The organism is Neohoeflea coraliihabitans (assembly GCF_019334345.1).
Lineage (GTDB): Bacteria > Pseudomonadota > Alphaproteobacteria > Rhizobiales > Rhizobiaceae > Pseudohoeflea > Pseudohoeflea coraliihabitans.
In genome coordinates this window covers 791,240-809,903 of record NZ_JAHWQX010000002.1, presented here as the reverse complement: position 1 = coordinate 809,903, position 18,664 = coordinate 791,240, and the positions used below count along the sequence as shown (strand labels likewise).

The following is an 18,664-nucleotide window of genomic DNA, read 5'->3' as shown; positions in this document are numbered from 1 at the left end:
CGGTGGGTGAGAAAATGAAGACGGACGCCGGACAGCCTGCGGACACCGAGCACGTGACTGATCTGCCCTCGGATAGTTTGGAGGCATCGCGTCACGGCGAGACTGGCGCACCGGATCTGGCTCAGCCTCCGCCGGCGCGTGGCCTGTCGACCAAGCTTTTGTCGCTGACCATCCTGTTCGTCATGCTTGCCGAAGTGCTGATCTTCGTGCCCTCGGTGGCCAACACCCGCATGCGCTGGCTGCAGGACCGTCTCAACACGGCCGGCGCCGCCAGCGTCGTGCTGGACGGGATGCAGGAAATGCGCCTGCCGCAGCCGATCCGTGAAGACACGTTGATGGCGACCGGCACCAAGGCGATCGCCCTGAAGAAGGACGGCATGTCGCGCATGTTGATTTCCGCCGATATGCCGCTGGAAGTCGATCGCCAATATGATCTGGCGGCCGTTTCACCACTTGATGCCGTGGTCGACGCCTTTGACGAACTGCTGTTTGGCGGCGACCGTATCATCCGTGTCTACGGGCCGATCGCCGGGCATCCGGATCTGATCATCGACATCGTCATGGCCGATGCGCCGCTGCGTCAGGCCATGGCGAGCTATGCGCGCAACATCTTCTTTCTCTCGGTGCTGATTTCGGTGTTCACGGCCGGACTGGTGTTTTTCGCGATCAATCGCCTGCTGATCCGGCCGATACGCCACATGACCGTCAACATGCAGGCCTTTTCCAGCGACCCCGAGAATCCCGCGCTGATCATTTCACCGCGCGGGGTCAAGGATGAGTTGGGTCTTGCCGAGCGGCACCTTGCCGCCATGCAGATGCAGCTGCAGGGCACATTGCGCCAGCAACGCCATCTTGCCGATCTCGGCCTCGCCGTGTCGAAGATCAACCATGACATGCGCAACATCCTGACATCGGCGCAGCTGATTTCTGACCGCCTCGCCAATCTTGCCGACCCCATGGTGCGCATGCTGGCGCCCAAATTGCTGCGCACCATCGACCGCGCGGTCGCCTATTCGGGCGAGGTGATGGCCTATGGCCGCGCCCGCGAGGCCGAGCCCAGGCGCCGCTTCATCAATCTTGCGGCACTCGCCAACGAAGTGCGCGACATTCTTGCCGAAGAAGCCGGCAGCGGCATCGAGTTCCTCCTCGCCATTCCCGAGGATCTCGAGGTCGAGGCCGATTCCGAACAGCTGTTCCGGGTCCTATACAATCTGTGCCGCAACGCCGTGGAAGCACTGCGCGCCGACATGGCCGATGATGCGGCTTTGGTGCGGCGCATAGAGTTGCGCGCCTCGCGCCGCGGCGGGGTGGTCGAAATCACCGTGTCCGATACCGGGCCGGGCATGCCGCAACGCGCCCGCGAGCACCTCTTCAAGCCGTTTCGCGGCTCCGCCCGCGCCGGCGGCACCGGCCTCGGTCTGGCCATCGCCCGCGAACTGGTGCTGGCCCATGGCGGCAGCATCGCGCTGGCCGAAACCGCCGATCATGGCACCACCTTCCACATCCAGTTGCCCGACCGGCCCGTGCCGCTGGACACCTTCCGGGCCCGCGCCTGAGGAAATGAATACGGCGCATCGCACTGTCCGCCGGGCCGGCAGCATTGCTCGCCGGCGCCGCGCGCTGGCGCCGCTCTCGGTCAGGTGAGAAGCGAATTTTTCACGGCCAGGCGCTTGCATTCACCGCTTCAAAGCGCTAGGTGAACGCCTCGCGGCTCAACAGGGTTTTCGATCCTTGCGGTCCGCCAGCGCACCCGTAGCTCAGCTGGATAGAGCACCAGACTACGAATCTGGGGGTCAGGAGTTCGAATCTCTTCGGGTGCGCCATTTCTTCATTTTTCATTGATCAGGTCATTCGAGCGTTTCGGGACGCCGATTGCAGCGGACCTGTAATCCTGTGCTCCGCCGTTTCGGGTGGGCCACCTCAGACGGGCCTGATCCGTGACCCACCTCGCGAAAGCAAAAGCCACGGCGGCTCAAATTTGCGTTGCGCCCTCCGGCGGCGCTCCATCCGAATCCTGGACGGGTGCCGGATCAGCCTTCGCCTTCTTTCGGCGCCAGAGACTTATTTCACCCAGCATCAACAGGGCCGGTGTGAGCACCAGGGTCAGCAGCGTCGCCACCAGCAATCCGCCAACGATGGCGCTGGAAAGCTCCGTCCAGTATTGCGTCGAGGGGGCACCGAACACGATCTCGCGGGTGAAGAAATTCAGATTGGCGCCGAGCACCATCGGCATCAGGCCAAGCGCGGTTGTCACCGAGGTCAGCATCACAGGCCGCAGGCGTTGCGCGCCGGTGCGAAGAGCGGCCTCGCGCGGAGCCAGTCCGCCGCGCTTGAGATCGTTATAGGTATCGATCAGCACGATATTGTTGTTGACCACGATACCGGCAAGCGCGATCACCCCGATACCGCCCATGACGACGCCAAAAGGGCGGCCGGTGATGAGCAGCCCGAGCAGCACGCCCGCCACCGAGAAGACGATGGCGCTCATCACCACGAAGGCCTGGTAGAAATTGTTGAACTGCAAGACCAGGATGATCAGCATCAAGAGGATCGCGGCAACGAAGGCGCCGCCCAGAAACGCCATCGTCTCGGCCTGATCCTCCGCTTCGCCGGCAAAGCTGTAGGTCACGCCGTCCGGCCATTCTGCGCGGTCGAGCGCAGCCCGGATCGCGGTGATCTGATCATTGACGAGAACGCCGGGCGCGACATTCGCCTCGATCGAGACCACCCGTTGCTCATCGATCCGCGTGATCGTGCCGGTGCGCTCTGCGGGCGCGAATGTCACGAAGTTGGAAATCGGCACAAGGCCGGCAGAGGTCGGCACACGCAGATTGCCGAGTTCAGACAATGACCGCTCTTCAGCCGGGAAGCGCACGCGGATATCAAGTTCGCCATCGGCATCATCGGGGCGATAGTCGGCGACCGCAATGCCGCGGGTGAGAAGCTGCACCGCCTGGCCCAGCAGGCTGACATCGGCGCCGTAACGCGCCGCTTCCGCCCGGTCCACATTGATCGAGACTTCCACTCCGGGAACGGGACGGCTGTCGGTGACATCCGTGAAGCCGCCGATCTGCTGCATCACAGACAGAACCTGATCGACGCTGTCGGACTGGACGGCCGGGTTGCGCGCGGCAATCCTCAGATTGACCGGTTTGCCGCTGGTCGGGCCGCCGCTCTCGGTTTGCACCTGCACGTCGATTCCGGCGATGTCGGCCACGTCTCGGCGAATGTCGGCGCCGATCTGTTCGGCCGGGCGGCGCGTGTCCCAGTCGGTCAGCTCCAGTTGCAGCGTGCCGATCGTCTCGTCATCGCCGCCGCCGGCGCTCATCGTCGAGCGAGCATAGACGGTGGCTATCTCCTCATATTTCAGAAGTCGCTCCTCCACCCGCCGCACCAGTGCGTCCCTGTTGTAGATCGAGAAATTGTCACCGGCCCGCACCTGCACCTGCATGAATTCGGGCTCCACCGAGGGAAAGAAGGTCAGGCCCTTGCCGAACTGCCCGTAGAGACCGAAGCCGCCCAACAGCAGCGCCAGAGCGAGCAGCGCGGTCGCCGCAGGACGCAGGATGGCCCATTCCAGCATCCGGACATAAACGCCCGTCAGACCGCCGATGCGCCGCGGGTCGCCCCGTTCGGCCTCATAGAGGCTGCGTTTGGCCGCGGCGCTTTGCGGCTGCCGCCGGCCGATGACGCTGCCAAGCACGGGGATGAAGATCAGTGCCATGAACAGCGAGGCAAACAGGGTCAGAATGACGGTCACCGGCAGAAATTTCATGAATTCGCCGACCATGCCGGTCCAGAACAGCAGCGGAAAGAACACGCTGAGCGTTGTCGCGGTGGAAGCGATGATCGGCCAGGCCATGCGCTTGGCCGCCGCCGCATAGGCCTCGCGCGGCGAGGCGCCTTCCTGCAGTCGCCGGTCCGCCAGTTCGGTGGTCACGATCGCACCGTCGACCAGCATGCCGACGACCAAGATGAGGGAGAACAAGACGACGATGTTCATCGTGTATCCCATCGCCCACAAGGCGCTGACACCAGCGAGAAAGGCGCCGGGTATTGCCAGGCCGACAAGGATTGCCGATCGCATCCCGAGCGCAAAGATGATGACGGTCATCACGAGGATCACCGCGGCGATCACATTTGCTTCAAGGTCGGCGAGAAGCGTGTCCACCTGCTCTGACTGGTCCTGAAGATAGGTGACTTCGATGCTGTCCGGCCAGTCGGAGCTCAGAGCCTCCACGGCCGCTTTTGTCGCCGCAACCGTGTTGATGATATTGGCTCCCGACCGCTTCTTGACCTCGAGCGCCAGCGCCGGCTGTCCATCAATGCGCGCAAAACTCGTCGGATCCTCGAAGCTGCGCCGGATCGTTGCCACATCCGCGAACGTGACGACGGCATCGCCGCGCACCTTGACCGGCATTTCCATCACATCCTCGGGATCTTCGATCAGCCCCGGCACCTTCAAGACGATGCGGCCGCCGCCCGTTTCGATGGCCCCGGCCGCGATCAGGCGATTGTTGCGTTGCAGCTGCCCGATCAGTTCGTCGAAGCTCAGATTATAGGTCTGGAACACCGTCGGATCGATGAGCACTTCCAGGAACTCATCGCGAGCGCCGCCGAGATCGACCTCGAGCACTCCGGGCAAGGCTTCGATGGCCTCCTGTGCCGCCTTGGCAAGATCGTTGAGCGCGCGCTCCGGCACAGGCCCTGAAATGATCGCGGTGATGATCGGGAAAAGCGCCGTGTTGATCTCGGTGATGGTCAGCTCGGATGCGTCCTCGGGCAGGTCGTTTTTGACCCGGTCTGCGGCCTCGCGCACCTTGTCGAGCGCTTCGTCGATGTCGCCGCCGGGCGCAAATTCAAGCTGCACGCTGGCAAAGCCTTCCGAGGCATGGCTTTCAATCCGTTCCAGTCCGGTGATCGCCGCGAATTCGGACTCCATCGGTTCGACCAAAAGCCGTTCGGCGTCCGTCGGACTGATCCCTTCAAGACCCGTTGACACGTAGACCAGCGGCAGCGGCACTTCGGGATTGGCTTCTTTCGGGATGGAGACATAGGCAAAGGCGCCGAAACCGAGGATCATCACGAGAGCAATGAGCACCACGCGGCCGCGTGAGAAGGAAGCGTCAATCAGGGCGTTCACCGGGCAGTCTCCTGCGCCGGTTCTTCAAGCGGCTCTGGCGCGGTTGATGGTCTGACCGTCTCGCCTTCATTGACGAAGCCCTGTCCGACCGTGATGACATTTGCCTCATCCGGCAGCCCGGTCACCCAGATGCCGTCGATCTCGGCGCGCACGATCGTTATGGGATGGAAAACGACGACATTGTCCTCGCCGACCGACTTGACGCCCAGCCGTCCCGTGGGACTGAGAGACACCGTTGACGGCTGAAGAAAATGCGCCTCGGCCTCGCCCGTCGGAATGCGAATCTCGGCGGAGATCCCGGCGGGGATGGCGCCATCCTCGTTCGCCACATCGATTTCGGCGAGAAACGTCCTGGTTTCGGCATTGGCGGAGGTGCCCACGAAGCTGACGACGCCCTGGCGCTCTTCGCCGGTGATGAAGTTGACCGCAGCAGTCTGGCCATTCTGAATACGGCGAAGAGCTTGCTGCGGCACCTGGATGGCAACCGTCAACGGACGATTATCGACAATGCGCCCCACCTCCGCGCCAGCCTGCATGAATTCGCCCGGGTCGAGCGATAGCGTCTCGATGCGCCCGGCAAACGGTGCGATGATCTCCAGCGACCGGATCGTCTCCTCGGCGGCGGTGACAGCCGCCTCGGCTCCCGCCAGACTGGCGCGCGCATCGCTGACCCGGTCCGCCGTCGCGACACCGCGATCGAGCAACTGCGATGCATTGTCGAATTCCCGCTGCGCGCGGACAAGCTCTTCGCGAGCGCGCGCAAGCTCTGCCTCGGCCCGGGTTGCCGAAAGCCGTGCAATGACGGCGCCGTTTTCAACGTCATCGCCTTTCGACACCAGCACTTCGGCCACATCGCCTGAACTCTCGGCGCGGATCGACGTGTCACGGTCCGGCAGTGCCTGGCCTTCCGCGTGGAAGAAAAGCGTGACGGGCTGTGCCGAGGATCTGGTGACCGTGACCGCCGCCTCGACCCGCTTGTCGGCAGGTGGCGGTGCAACCTCGCTTCCCGACGGCAGAAAATAGCCGCTGCCCATCCACACGACGATTGCCGCGACCAGCCCCGCCGCGAGCCATGTGGAGCGGGAGGTGCCCCGATCATCTTCGAAGCTGAGCTGTTCGGTTTCATCGCTCATCGTTGGATCCTGCGTCTTTCTGCTGGGGAGGTTGTCCGTTGCCGGTTGGTTCAAAGCGCCCTGAACCGCCGCTGAAACTCGGTTGCAAAGTCGGCATTCCGAAAGGATGCACTCAGTCCGTCATCTGGGGCGATCAGTTAAGGTATCCACTCCGGTGTCCGCTTATTGCCATCAGCATATGACGATAGCGCTTTCTTATGGAAGCAGGGCGCAGCCGGAAGCAAGCCAAGATGGCATAACGAAAACCTGATCCACGTCTCTGGATCTGATCGGCACTCTGCCCTTGACGGGGCCTGAACAGGCGCGACAACCAGACCTTGAATGTCCGTGCAAGTTTACCAATTATTCACTAACGTCAACTGGCCGGCTCGCCGGCTACGGTTCAGTGTGCCTGGCGCTTGAGCGCTTGGACTGCAATGCTTCCGGCCTCGCGCAAGTGAAAGTCCATCCATGCAAGATGCAGCTGACTCTGAGTTTCCGGCCTTCCACCTCATCCGGCAGGCTTCCCGGCAAGAGCGTGTGCCTGATCTGGCAACGCGCAGGGAACGCCTTGCCTGCCTCCGGCGCATGGTGATCGAGAACCGCGAAGAGATCGCCCGGGTCATTGATACAGACTTCGGCGGGCGGCCCCGGCAGGAGACGGAGCTTCTCGAAATTGTGCCGCTTCTCAAAGGCTTAAGGTCGACCTCGGCTCATCTCAAAAAGTGGATGCGCGATGAATCTCGCCATGTTGCCTGGCCGTTCCAGCCCGGCACTGCCTGGGTACGCTACGAGCCGCTCGGGATCGTCGGCATCATCTCACCCTGGAACTATCCATTGTTTCTCGCCCTCGGTCCCCTGGTCGATGTGCTCGCTGCCGGCAACCGCGCCCTGATCAAGCCGTCCGAAATAACGCCCGGCTTTTCCGATCTGCTGCAGCGGCTCGTCTCGGCATATTTCGATGCGGATGTTGTCGCCGTCGAGACCGGCGGTGTGGAGGTCGCGCAGGCCTTCTCGGCGCTCCCGTTCGATCATCTGTTCTTCACCGGTTCGACGAGCGTGGGCCGCAAAGTGATGCAGGCGGCGGCGGCCAACCTCACGCCCGTGACCCTGGAACTGGGCGGCAAGTCTCCGGCCGTTCTCGCCCCCGACTACCCTCTGGACAAAGCCGCGCGCTCCATCGTTCTCGGCAAATTCAGCAATGCCGGGCAGACCTGCATCGCCCCGGACTATGTGCTGGTGCCAGAGGCAAAGGCCGATGCCCTCGCGCGCGAGATCATCAGCGGTATCGAGACCGCCTATCCAGCCGAAAGGTCGGAGAGCGGTTATGCCAGCATCATCACCGAGCGCCACCGGACACGTCTCCTTGAGGCTGTGCAGGAGGCACGGGACAGCGGCGCGGCCATCCTCCGGCCCTCCGGGGATTACGGCGAGAAGTTTCCGCCGACACTGGTGATCAACGCGCCGGAGGAGGGGCTCCTTCTCAGCGAGGAGATCTTCGGCCCGATTCTTCCTATCGTGACCTACAGAACGCTTGATGAGGCGCTTGCTTTCATCCATCGCCGCTCGCGGCCGCTGGCCCTTTACGTTTTCACCGATGACGGTGAGGCGCGCAGGACGATCCTCGATGGGGCCATTTCCGGCGGGGTGACGCTGAATGGAACACTGTTGCACGTCGCGCAGGACAATCTGCCCTTCGGCGGTGTCGGAAAGAGTGGCATCGGCGCCTATCACGGGCGCGACGGATTTCGCCGCATGAGCCATGCGCGATCGGTCTACAAACCCGGCTTCATCAACACCTTTGAGCGCCTTGGCCCGCCTTATGGCCGCTTGGCGGACCTTGCCGTTCGTATTCTGGGCCGCTGAACGGGGGAATCTTCCATGACCGTCATTACCGGCCGCACTGCCCTCATCACCGGAGGGGCCTCGGGCATCGGCCTGTTGATGGGTGAAATTCTACTCAGCAAAGGACTGAAGCGCCTCATCGTCTGGGACATGAGCGAGCAAAATATTGCGTCGGCTGCCAAGCGCCTGGGCCCCAGGGCCGAATTTCACCGTATCGACGTGACCGACACAGCTGCCGTGGTGGCGATGGCCGCGCGCAACGAGGAGGCGGGACCGCCCGTCGACATCCTCATCAACAATGCCGGCATCGTCGTCGGCCGACATTTTGCCGAACACAGCCACGCCGACATCGACAGGACGATGCAGGTCAACACCACGGCGATCATGCACCTGACGCTCACCTTGCTGCCAGGGCTGGTCAGGCGTGGCTCGGGTCACGTGGTCAACATCGCCTCTGCCGCTGGTCTGGTGTCCAATCCGGGCATGTCGGTTTATTGTGCCAGCAAGTGGGCGGTGATCGGATGGTCGGATTCGCTTCGGCTTGAAATGGAGGCAAAGAAGAACGGCGTGCGCGTCACGACGGTTCTGCCCTACTACATTGATACCGGCATGTTCGATGGCGTCAAATCACCGGTGATCCCGATCCTGCAAGCCGAACCGACGGCAAGGAAGATCGTCCGGGCCATCGAGCGCAACCGCATTTTCCTGCGGATGCCCGCGATCGTCAATATCCTCCCCCTGGTGCGCGGCATCCTTCCGGCACGAATGTTTGACGTCATCGTCGGGCGTTTCTTCGGGATCTACGAGAGCATGTCAGAGTTCAAGGGTCGCAGCACTTAAAAGCTCGGAGCGCCCGGACAGTTGACGCAGCATGCTGTCCGTTTCGCCGCTCCATCCAGGATCAATTTCCCTTGTGATTCTGGACGCTGTGCGCCAGAAACGGCGGGCGGCGGGACCGGGCGCAATCCGTTATCAAGCCCGCGCGGAAGAGAGATTTTTATGCGCAACCAGATTTTTGGTTACCTGCTGCTTGTTTTGCTGGCCGCCATCTGGGGCGCTTCGTTCCTGTTCATCAAGGTGGCGCTCGGCACGGTGACGCCACTGACCATCGCGGCCGGGCGGATTGGCCTTGCGGCTATTGTGCTTGCGTCCGTGGCCCGTCTCGCCGGCCACGGCCTGCCGCCGCGCGGCGCTCACTGGCCCGTCATCATCGCCATCGCGTTGCTGGGCAATGTCATACCGTTCTCGCTGATCAGCTTTGGCGAACGCAGCATCGATTCAAGCCTTGCTGCCATTCTGGTATCGACCGTGCCCCTGTTCACCATCCTGCTTGCGCATTTCCTCACCAATGATGAACCATTGAATCTGCAAAAGGTCATCGGCGTTGCAATCGGTCTTGGCGGCATTGTGCTCTTGTTCGGACCTGCGCTGCTGCTGCAGCTCGGCAGCCAGGCCATGGGGCAATTGATGATCGTCGGTGGTGCGCTCGGCTATGCCCTGTCCACCATCTACAGCCGGCGTCTGCGCGCTCTGCCGAAGCTGCAGTCCTCTGCGGCCATAATGCTGGTTGCCAGCCTGTTCATCGTCCCTGCGGCGCTGATTGTCGATCGCCCCTGGACATTGGCGCCCGATCCGGCCGCAATTGTTTCGATCGCCATTCTCGGCCTGGTGGCCACCGCACTGGCTCAGATCCTGGTGCTCAAGATCCTCGAGACGCACAAGGCCTCCTTTCTGGCGCTCAACAATTATCTGGTGCCGCTGTTCGGACTACTCTGGGGCATGGTGTTCCTGGCCGAGCGTCCGGGGCCGCAGACCGCCACCGCCCTGTCCGTCATTCTTGTCGGCGTCTTCATTTCGCAAGGTGGTGCTTCGAAGGTCCGGGCCGCGTTGCGCAATGGCCGCAGCCGGAGAGGGGCGTAGAGATCGCCTTACCGGTAGCGTCTCGGATAGCTCGTGATGGCCCGCGCTGCGGTCTGCACGCCGGCTTCCAGGGCAACCGCAAGATCATCGTTTTCCGTCAATCGCGCCAGCAACGCGGCATTGAAGGTATCGCCGGCACCAACCGTGTCGATCACGGAAACTTCCGGCGACCGCGCCGATGCCACTCGGCGACCTTCCCGCCAAACGCTGGCGCCCTCGGCCCCTTGCTTGATCACATGCAGCGGACCGGCAGGTAAGCGAGCAACAAGCGCGTCCAGTCCGCCGCCGGTCGTCGGGGTGGCTTGCAGGAGACCATGCAACTCGTCCTCGTTGATGAGCGCCATGTCGCATTGCCCGAGCCAGCCGAGCATCTTTGCGCGCATGGTTTCCGTCCAGCCGGCTGGCGGCCAGCCGGGATCGATCGCCACCCGCCAGCCGCGCTGCTTCATTGCGCCGATCAGCCGGTCGCTGCCTTCAATGATATCCGGCATGAGAAAACCACCGGAAATCAGCGCCATGGACCGGGCATGCGGAGCGGCCGGCAAGCGTGCAATCACATCGCCGGCACGCATTGTCTGCAGATGCCCGGGTGTCGTGAAGAAGGCGCGGTCGCCGCCCTTGTGGACTATGCCGACGGTGACCGTGGTGGCGCCGGGATCCTTGATCCAGTCACACATCGCGTCATCGAAAGCGGCCTTCAGCCAATCGCCATAGCTGTCCGTCCCGACCGACGAAATCAGGCGGTGCGGCACGCCGAGGCCGCAGAGAGCCAACGCCGTGTTCCCCGCCGATCCACCGGCTCGGGTTTCCGCCCGATCGACTTCGATTTCCGTACCGATCTGCGGCCAGCCGTCGATCTCGCCGAGAACGAGATCGACATTGACATTGCCGGTGACCAGCAGCGCCGGTTCAGCCATGTGCGCCCCTCACGCTGCCATCACGCCGGGCGTGCCACCAGCGGCACATAGTCTTCGAGATCTGGCGCCGGGAAGTGCACCGTCTGCCCGGTCTCCGCCGACTTGTACAGGCCGATCAGGATCTCGACGACGGCAAGCCCGTCGTGGAAGGTCTCCAGCGGCGTCTCTCCCTTGCGGAAGCACTCGACCATGTGGCGGTTCTCGTCGGTGTAGCCGTAGACGCCGGCCTCATCCTCGAGCACCGGCATCTGGCCCTGTTCCGCATTCTGCTTTTCGACCAGATCCTCACCTTCCGAGCCCTGCACTTCACGCGACATGAAGATCTTCAGCCCGGTCCCGAGGGTGTTGAATTCCATCGCGTATTCCGGGCCGAGCAGTTCCAGCTGGATGCGCAGCCCGGCACCGACATAGGCCCAGGATGTCGTGGCCTCGATGATCAGCTCCTGGCCCGTCTCGTCCTCGAGAACCACCGTGCCGCGCGCGAAATCCTCGGAAGGCCGGTTGCGATAATCGACCTCGGCGCCGTAACGCGCCTTCAGTTCGTCCGCATAGCGCGGCCGGTTCCATTTTAGCGTCGCCACCGTGCCATTGACCGATTTCACCTTCAGTGAATTGCGCGGTTTGCCCGGTTCGGTGAGCAGATGCCGCGACACCTCGACCGAGTGACACATCATGTCGTTCAGCACCCCGCCGCCCTGCTTGTCGCCTTGCCAGAACCACGCCGCATGCGGGCCGGAATGCTCTTCCGCCGCGCGCGCCAGATAGGGGCGACCGGTGGTTGATGCAGCGCGTCGCCAGATGATCTCCTTGCCCCGCAACACGGCCGTCGAGAACACCTGGTTCTCGAGATAACCGTGATTGAGCTTGGCGTCCTCGACGAGGCGCAGCATCTCCCGCGCCTCGCTGACGGTGCGGCCGAGCGGCTTTTCACAGGCGACAGCGAATATCTTGCTGCGCCCGGCGGTCACCTCTTCATGGATGGTGCGCATCGTATCGAGCCGCGTGTGATTGGGTGAAAGCAGCCAGACCGCGTCGATATCATCACTTTGCAGCATCTCGCTCAGGGAACCGTAGGACGTGCAATCGCCAAGTTCCAATTGGGTGACCAGCGTGCAGATCCGCTGCCGGTTCTCGGCATTGCGGCTGTAAACTCCGGTCACTTCGACATTGCGTACGCCGATCATCGAGCGCAGATGGAATTCCGCGATGAAGCCGGAGCCGATCAGCCCGATGCGCAATGTCTTCTTTGGAAACTCAGTCATTTCCGATACTCCCTGTTGTCAGTTGTGACGTGGCGGCGCCGTTGTGCCGCGAATGATCAATTCAGTTCCAAGCACCGTGACGGCTTGACTGGTCTCGCCCTGTTCGATCAGGTCCAGCAACCGAAGCATCGCCGTTCGTCCGATCTCGATGCGCGGTTGGCTGACCGTGGTCAAAGGCGGCTGGAAAGCCTTGCTCAGGGACAGATCGTCGAAACCGACGACCGAGACATCCTCGGGCACTGTCAGGCCGCGTGCCGCCATGGCCTGGATGGCACCGAACGCCATCTCGTCATTGGCCGCGAAAATCGCTGTGGGCGGCTCCGACTGCTCGAACAGGAGCTGACCTTGCAGTTCGCCTGATTTGAGGCTGAAATCACCGGTACGCACCAGCTCTGCCGGCATATCAAGTCCGGCCGCTTGCATCGCCCGCCGGTAGCCGGCCAGCCGGCGCGTGCTCATCTCCTCGGGCAAAGGCCCGGCGATGTGGGCGATGCGGCGATGCCCGAGGCTGATCAGATGCTCTACCGCTTCGGCGGCCGCCCGTTCATTGTCGATGATGACATGCGGAAATGTCGAATTCTCGATCATCTCCAGCGCCACGACGACCGATTGCTCGGATGCCGCTGAAACCAGGCGTTCCGGTGCGGGCAATGTGCCGGTCATCAGAATCATGCCGTCCGCACGGCCATCGTCGAGCATGTTGAAATACTCTGCCTCACGCTCGGCGTCGTTTTCCGTGTTGCCCATCAAGACGACATAGCCGGCGTCTCGCGCTGCCGCTTCAATCCCCTTGAACACTTCGAGATAGAACGGATTGCCGACATCGCGCACCAGCATCAGCACCGACATCGAGCGCTGCGTTCTCAGATTGCGGGCGTTGACGTTGGGCCGGTAGCCGAGGCGGCGCGCCGTCTCGCGGATGCGGCTGAGGGTGGGCTCGGCGACCAGCGAACTGCCGTTGAGCGCCCGCGACACGGTTGCCGGCGAAACACCGCTATGCTCGGCAATGTCCTTGATGCGCGCTTTTGACTGCATGTCAGCCTCGCATCCGGGCACCGCGGCCGTAAAACAGCATCAGCAGCAAAAGCGTGGCGCCGAATACGATCTGCCGGCCGGATTCGTCGATATTGATCGTCGTCAGGATGCTTTGCAGCACCACCAGAAGCACGGCGCCGGCCATGGTGCCCGTATATCCGCCCTTGCCGCCGGAAAGCGGCGTGCCGCCAAACACCACGGCGATGATCGACGGCAGCATGTACTGCTCGCCCACATTGGCAAATGACGAACCCGAATAGCCAAGCAGGCAAATGCCGGCCACCGCCGCAAACATCGATGAAAGGACGAACAGCGCGATGCGGATGAGCCTCACCGGCACGCCAGCCATATAGGCAGCATGCTCATTCGAGCCGATGGCGTAGATGCGGTAACCGAACACAGTTCGCCGCAACAGGAAGGCCATCAACAGACCGATGCCCAACCACAGCCAGATGATGCCGGGCAGACCCAGGAACACGGGCTGCGAGACGAACTCAGACAGGGCCGGCGCTGCACGGCCGGAGGGAATGCCCTGGCGGATCACCACCAGGAGGCCTTGCAGCACACCGAGCATGCCGAGCGTCATCACCAGCGGCGGAATGCGCAGCAATGTCACGCCGATGCCGTTCAAGAGCCCGAAAAAACTGCCCGCCAGAAGGCAGGCGAGGATTGCCGGCACAATGCCGCCATTCTCGCCGGCCATCACATTGCCGGCAATGATGGCACTTAAGGACACGATACCGCCAACCGATAGGTCGATGCCCTCGCGCCCCCCGAGAATGACGAGGTTCTGCCCCGCCGCGACGATGCCGAGCAGGGCGGCGACGATCAAGAGCCTCAGGATCTGGTCAAGCGAGGCAAAGCCCGGTGACAGTTGCTCGCCGGTAAAAAGCAGGAGGGCGATCAATCCGAGGGCGATGACAAGCGGTCGTTTGGCGACCGCCGCAGACTGCGCAAACTGACCGGTACCCGAAGCCGAGGTTTGTGGTGCCGCGCTCATGATTTGTCCTTTCGGCCGACGAGCACGCCGACCATCAGGGCAATCAGGATGGCCAGGCCCTGCACCAGGTTTTGCCATTCCGACGGGGTGCCGACAAAGAACACCAGCGAACTGATCAGGCCGATGATCAGAGCGCCGATGACCGAGCCGACGACCGAACCGAAGCCGCCCGACAGTGCCGTGCCGCCCAGCACCACCGCAGCCACCGAATTGAGCACCATCTTGCCGCCGACCAGCGGGTCACCGCTCGCCGTGTCGCCCGTCACGCATAAAGCCGCCAGTGCCGCGAAGACGCCGCACAGCACATATCCCTTGATGCGAATGGCCGTTACCGGCAGGCCGCTCTGGAAGGCCGCCTGAGCGTCATCGCCGACGGCCAGCAACTGTGTGATCAACCGCGCCCGGGCCAGAAGATAAAGGACAATGGCCGTCACCACCGCCGCCGCGAAAACGAAGGGCACACCGAAAAAGCTGCCGCCATAGGTGCGCCAGAATGCTGCCGGCGCCGGCGTTCCGGCAACGGGCAGAACGTACAGAGCCAGCCCGGTGAACAGAATACTCGTGGCGAATGTCGCAACAATCGCCTGCAATCGCAGTCCCGCAACCACAAGCCCGTTGACCAGACCGCAAAGAGCGCCAATGCCAACCCCGGCGACGCAGGCAAGCAGAACCATGGCGGGACTGCCGCCGAAGATGTCGAGCAGCACGATCACGCTGACATTGACCAGGGACAGTATGGCGCCAATCGACAGGTCGATATCGGCGGCATAGACGACATAGGTCTGCGCCACGGCCAGCAGCATCAGTGCCAGATAGGTGGAAACCAAGCCGCGAATGGCGCGGTAGGACAGGCTGTTGGGCTCAAACACGCCGTTCAGCACGATCAATGCGATGAGGATCAAGAGGGCGGGCATGAAGGGAAAACGGGCCAAAAGACCGCGTGCGGCCTGTGAGCCGCCCGGAAAAAAGGACGCCTGGGTCATGATGCCGCCCGCTCGGCAGCGCTGTAGGCCGCCTCATAAAGGTTGAACCGGGTGCGCGCCGCACCTTGCAGTTCCCGGCTGATGGCGCCGCCATTGAAGACCAGGATCCGATCGGCATTGCCGAGCAGTTCCGCATCTTCCGATGAATAGAGGAGGATGGCCATGCCTTCGGCAGCCAGTTCCCGGATCAGCGCGAACAGTTCGGTCTTGGTGGAAAGATCGATCCCCTTGGTCGGATCATCAAGCAGCAACACGCGCGGCCGGTCGATCAGCCAGCGTGCGATGACCACTTTCTGCTGATTGCCGCCCGACAGCGATGAGATCGGATGCATCAACGTTGCAAATTTCGTTCGCAATGCGCTCAGCGCCGGTATTGCCTGTTCGTTGAGCCGGCTTGGCACGGCAAGCGGTCTACGGCTCTTGACGAAGTGGACGGGCATGACATTTTCGAGGATCGGCCGGCCGGAGATCACGCCATCCCGGCCGCGGTCACCGGAGACATAGCCGAATCCCTCGCGGATAGCGCGGCGGGGTGAGGAGACCTCGGACTGCCGTCCTGCGAGCGAGATCGTTCCTGAAAGCGTTGTGTCGGTTCCATACAAGGCCCGCAGCACCGCCGACTGGCCCTGCCCATGCAGCCCGCCGAATCCGAGGATCTCGCCCTCGTGCAAGCTGAAGGACACGTCCGCGAATCCGCTTCCCGTCAAGTTCTCGACCTGAAGTGCCACGGGACGCGCCGACTCGCCCTCGCTCTGCGGCGCCCCGTCCGGCGCCTGCAGCTCATTGCCTGTTGCTGCGCCTTCATCAGAGGTTGCAGGAATGGCGAATTCGCGATTTTCCCCGACCATCGCGGCAATCACCTCCGCCTGGTTCGTCTCGGCGATCGTCTTCGTCGCGACCGTACGCCCGTCGCGGATCACCGTGACCCGGTCGCCAATGTTGAAAATTTCGTCCATGCGATGTGAAATGAAGACGATCGAGCGGCCTTCGCCCCGCAGCCGCCGCAACTCTTCGAAAAAGCGGTCCACCTGGGCACGGTCAAGCGCCGATGTCGGTTCATCGAAAATCAGCACCGGCGCTTCGCTGGCCAGCGTCTTCATGATTTCCACAAGTTGCCGCTGGTCGGCACGCAGGCTGCCGACCTCCGCATCCGGCGAAAAGCCGGCGCCGACGACGTCCGCGAAGGGAGCGATATAGCGCGCGGCGATCGTTCTGGCGCGCTGGCGGTCGACGAACAGGCCGCCCTTGACCGGCAAGCGCGCCAGCGAAATGTTCTCCGCCACGGTGCGATGCGCTGCCAGGCTGAGCTCCTGATAAAAAATGCCGATACCGAGGGCATGCGAGGCTTGCGGTCCGGAAACGGTCACCGGCTGCCCATCGAGCAGCACCTCGCCGCCATCGGGACGGACGCTGCCGGCAACGATCTTGCACAGCGTGCTCTTGCCCGACCCGTTCGAGCCGATGAGCACATGCACTTCGCCTTCTGCCAGCTCGAGGGCGCCATTGGCCAGCGCCACGGTCGCCCCGTAGGCTTTGCGCACATCGCGCAACACCAGCTTGCTCATCTGGCTGCCTCCCTGCCGTTGCGCGCGGAAACGGTCGCCGGCTGCCAGCCGGCGTCCGTCCCCTGTCGTGTTGGCGCGACCTAGTTGAACAGCGCCTCGGCGTCTTCGATCGACAATGCGCTCGTGAAGGAGTAGTAGCCCGGCTTGCCGTCAAGTTCCCCGGCCACGTCCTCGACATTGTCGCCGTCGATGAACGGGATCGGCAGATACATGGCGTTGCCGTACTGACCCTTGTCCGCGGCCTCCTTCAACTCCTTGCCCTGCAGCATCAAGACAGCGACGTTCAGCGCACTGGCCATGACGCCGGGCGGATTGACCGAGGCGCCCGAGGTGAAGTCATTCTCGACCCACAGGTCGATGAAGTCCTTGCGGATCTCGCCGGTCGCGGCAATGTCCTCGACCTTGCCGGCATCCATGATCGACCGCCAGGCGCCGGCGGCCATGCCATCCTGCACCCAGACGCCATCAATGTCGGGATAGGTGGCAAGCAGGTTCTGCATCGCCTGCTGGCCCTGCGCCTGATCCCAGTTGGCATTCACCTCGTTGACGATTTCGATGCCGTCATAGCCTTCGAAGACTTCGCGATAGCCGCTCACGCGCATCTCATTGGCCGGGTGACCCGAGACGCCGTTGATGGCGACAACCTTGCCTTCGCCTTCGAGCGTTTCAGCCAGCCACTTGGCGCTTTCCATCGCCCAGGTCTTCTGGTCGATGCCGACATAGATCGCATCAGGCGACGAGACCTCGGCGTCGGTCGAAATGACAAGTATCCCGGCCTCCTTGGCCTGAGCGAACACAGGATCGAATGCCGTCGGGCTGTTGGGGTTGATGATGATGGCATCGACGCCCTGACTGATGAAGTTGCGCACATGCGCGATCTGGCCCGGAACATCGACATTGGCGCTTTGCACGACAACTTCGACCTCGACACCTTTTTCGCCCCAGGCTTCGGCGGCGGCCTTCGCTTCATCGATCATCTGGGTCCGCCATTCAGAGCCGACCCAGCCATTTGACAGGCCGATCTTGTAATCTTCCGCCTGCGCCGCAAACGCGGTGATGGTCAGCGCGGAAACGGATGCGAGTGTGATTTTTGCTAGAGTTCTCATTAGCACCTCCCTGAGAATGCTCTCACGAAATCACACATTGAAATCGATTTCAATGTGGTTTTCACGCGCTAACCCGGCAATTCTCGCTCCGCTTCATGTGATGAGCGCGAACCAGAGGCCGGTCCAAGCTCGGCCGAAAGTGCCAATGCCGTGCCGAAAGGCACCCATATTCCCAAAGCAAAGAAGGGGTCTGCATCCCGCGACGAGAGGGGCAGTCACCTATTTCGGAAAGAGGTCGTCGATGATGATCGAAATATGTCGATGCATGGCCGCCTTGGCGCCCTCGCTGTCGCGTTGCGTGATCGCATCGACAATAGCCTCGTGATGCCCGCAATATTCCCGGCGTTTCACATCGGTGATGACTTTGCGCTTCAGGCGGATCCACGGCGCCCGGGTGCGGATATCGCCCAGCAGCGCATTCAGGCTGATCAACAATTCGTTGCGTGTGGCCGCGTAGATCCGGCTGTGCAACTCGGCATCCCAATGCTCGAATCCGGTGAGCTCGCTCTGCATTACCGCCTGTGTGTGCGCAGCGCGAATGCCCTTGAGGTCGGCGCCGGTCGCACTGGACACGGCCGTTGCTGCCGCCAGTGGCTCGATGATCAGCCGCACGCCGAGAATTTCAGCCGGGCTGGCGCCGGCCAGCCGCTTGACGATGGCGAGAAAGTCGCGTGTCGTGCCGGCCGTCGAGACGATATTGCGCAATTTCTGTGGCGCGACCATCTCGGAGGCTGGCGGTGAAGCAGGGACTTGCGGCATGGTTTCAACCTTTCGCA

At 62.6% G+C, this 18,664-nt stretch carries 14 protein-coding genes and 1 tRNA gene; 5 read left to right on the top strand and 10 right to left on the bottom strand.

Annotation, left to right across the window (positions count from 1 at the left end):
- Positions 1–14 precede the first annotated feature (14 nt).
- Together KY465_RS09755 and KY465_RS09750 are read left to right on the top strand one after the other, a co-directional pair.
- Positions 15–1,556: an ATP-binding protein gene (locus KY465_RS09755; RefSeq protein WP_219201463.1), complete on the top strand. Its 1,542-nt coding sequence runs from the start codon at positions 15–17 to the stop codon at positions 1,554–1,556.
- Between the two features lie 190 nt (positions 1,557–1,746).
- A tRNA-Arg gene (locus KY465_RS09750) sits at positions 1,747–1,823 on the top strand.
- Between the two features lie 149 nt (positions 1,824–1,972).
- Here KY465_RS09750 and KY465_RS09745 read toward each other — a convergent pair.
- Both KY465_RS09745 and KY465_RS09740 read right to left on the bottom strand, forming a co-directional pair.
- Positions 1,973–5,143 (bottom strand): efflux RND transporter permease subunit, encoded by a 3,171-nt coding sequence (locus KY465_RS09745; RefSeq protein ID WP_219201462.1) that lies wholly within the window; start codon positions 5,141–5,143, stop codon positions 1,973–1,975.
- Positions 5,140–6,276 (bottom strand): efflux RND transporter periplasmic adaptor subunit, encoded by a 1,137-nt coding sequence (locus KY465_RS09740; protein ID WP_219201461.1) that lies wholly within the window; start codon positions 6,274–6,276, stop codon positions 5,140–5,142. Before KY465_RS09740 ends, KY465_RS09745 begins: the two co-directional genes overlap by 4 nt.
- A 519-nt stretch (positions 6,277–6,795) precedes the next feature.
- Between KY465_RS09740 and KY465_RS09735 the strand changes: the two genes are divergently transcribed.
- From KY465_RS09735 to KY465_RS09725, 3 genes are all read left to right on the top strand, one after another.
- Positions 6,796–8,121, top strand: a complete 1,326-nt coding sequence (locus KY465_RS09735) for a coniferyl aldehyde dehydrogenase (protein ID WP_219201460.1) — start codon at positions 6,796–6,798, stop codon at positions 8,119–8,121.
- 15 nt (positions 8,122–8,136) lie between these two features.
- On the top strand, positions 8,137–8,940 hold the full coding sequence (locus KY465_RS09730) for an SDR family oxidoreductase (protein WP_219201459.1): 804 nt from the start codon (positions 8,137–8,139) through the stop codon (positions 8,938–8,940).
- 159 nt (positions 8,941–9,099) lie between these two features.
- Positions 9,100–10,020 (top strand): DMT family transporter, encoded by a 921-nt coding sequence (locus KY465_RS09725; RefSeq protein WP_219201458.1) that lies wholly within the window; start codon positions 9,100–9,102, stop codon positions 10,018–10,020.
- A gap of 8 nt (positions 10,021–10,028) precedes the next feature.
- Here the strand turns inward: KY465_RS09725 and KY465_RS09720 are convergent, their stop codons facing one another.
- From KY465_RS09720 to KY465_RS09685, 8 genes are all read right to left on the bottom strand, one after another.
- Positions 10,029–10,937: a carbohydrate kinase family protein gene (locus tag KY465_RS09720; RefSeq protein ID WP_219201457.1), complete on the bottom strand. Its 909-nt coding sequence runs from the start codon at positions 10,935–10,937 to the stop codon at positions 10,029–10,031.
- A gap of 20 nt (positions 10,938–10,957) precedes the next feature.
- The gene (locus tag KY465_RS09715) at positions 10,958–12,199 is read right to left on the bottom strand and encodes a Gfo/Idh/MocA family protein (protein ID WP_219201456.1); all 1,242 of its coding nucleotides are present in this window, start codon (positions 12,197–12,199) and stop codon (positions 10,958–10,960) included.
- Between the two features lie 18 nt (positions 12,200–12,217).
- Entirely contained in the window at positions 12,218–13,234 is a 1,017-nt protein-coding gene (locus KY465_RS09710; RefSeq protein ID WP_219201455.1) for a LacI family DNA-binding transcriptional regulator, read from the bottom strand.
- A 1-nt stretch (position 13,235) separates the two neighbouring features.
- Positions 13,236–14,234, bottom strand: a complete 999-nt coding sequence (locus KY465_RS09705) for an ABC transporter permease (RefSeq protein ID WP_219201454.1) — start codon at positions 14,232–14,234, stop codon at positions 13,236–13,238.
- The gene (locus tag KY465_RS09700) at positions 14,231–15,217 is read right to left on the bottom strand and encodes an ABC transporter permease (protein ID WP_219201453.1); all 987 of its coding nucleotides are present in this window, start codon (positions 15,215–15,217) and stop codon (positions 14,231–14,233) included. Before KY465_RS09700 ends, KY465_RS09705 begins: the two co-directional genes overlap by 4 nt.
- The gene (locus KY465_RS09695) at positions 15,214–16,782 is read right to left on the bottom strand and encodes a sugar ABC transporter ATP-binding protein (RefSeq protein ID WP_219201452.1); all 1,569 of its coding nucleotides are present in this window, start codon (positions 16,780–16,782) and stop codon (positions 15,214–15,216) included. The genes KY465_RS09700 and KY465_RS09695 overlap by 4 nt, the downstream gene beginning before the upstream one ends.
- Before the next feature lie 80 nt (positions 16,783–16,862).
- Entirely contained in the window at positions 16,863–17,888 is a 1,026-nt protein-coding gene (locus KY465_RS09690; protein WP_219201451.1) for an ABC transporter substrate-binding protein, read from the bottom strand.
- A 219-nt stretch (positions 17,889–18,107) separates the two neighbouring features.
- On the bottom strand, positions 18,108–18,647 hold the full coding sequence (locus KY465_RS09685; protein WP_219201450.1) for a FadR/GntR family transcriptional regulator: 540 nt from the start codon (positions 18,645–18,647) through the stop codon (positions 18,108–18,110).
- Positions 18,648–18,664: the final 17 nt, after the last annotated feature.